The 499-nt window shown below is 38.5% G+C and carries 1 pseudogene; it reads right to left on the bottom strand.

Annotated features, from left to right (window positions below):
• A pseudogene (locus H964_RS04140) lies at positions 1-499 on the bottom strand (extracellular solute-binding protein); the annotation flags it as partial.

Below are 499 nucleotides of genomic sequence, written 5' to 3'. Positions count from 1 at the left end.
GACCCCCACTTACCCATACTTTTATAACCTTTTGTCCTTGATACACTTCACCTACGTTTGTATAGTCTTCCACAAATGAGTAGAGAAAAGCTTTTATTGAATTAACAATCTTTGTTCCAAGGCTTGCTGTAGGTGATGGAATTTTGCTATCAGGTGATGCAACTAAAATATAGTCAATCTCCAAAGGTTGTTCTTTTCTGTACACAAGCCATGATGAAAGCCCACTCAAGCTATCTCTTAAATTGTTAATTCGTGCGGGGATTGTGTCTGGCTCCCTTGCCATGCTTCTTAGCTGTTCTGCAACTCTTTTCAAAAGTTCAGCCTCGCCACCTTTTTGCCCAGTGTACTTTTCAAAGTCTTGTGCCTGTTTTACAAGCCCTTTGCTAAGATTATTTAATGTATCAATTAAATCTGGAATCTGCTCATCCAAGTTATAGTCTCTATACAGGTCAGGGTCTCTGCCTGTTATCATGATTATCTTTCTATAAAGGTTGTTTAA

Origin of the sequence: Caldicellulosiruptor sp. F32, from assembly GCF_000404025.1 — a bacterium.
GTDB classification, from domain to species: Bacteria; Bacillota; Thermoanaerobacteria; order Caldicellulosiruptorales; family Caldicellulosiruptoraceae; genus Caldicellulosiruptor; species Caldicellulosiruptor saccharolyticus.
This window is presented reverse-complemented; position numbering and strand designations above follow the sequence as displayed.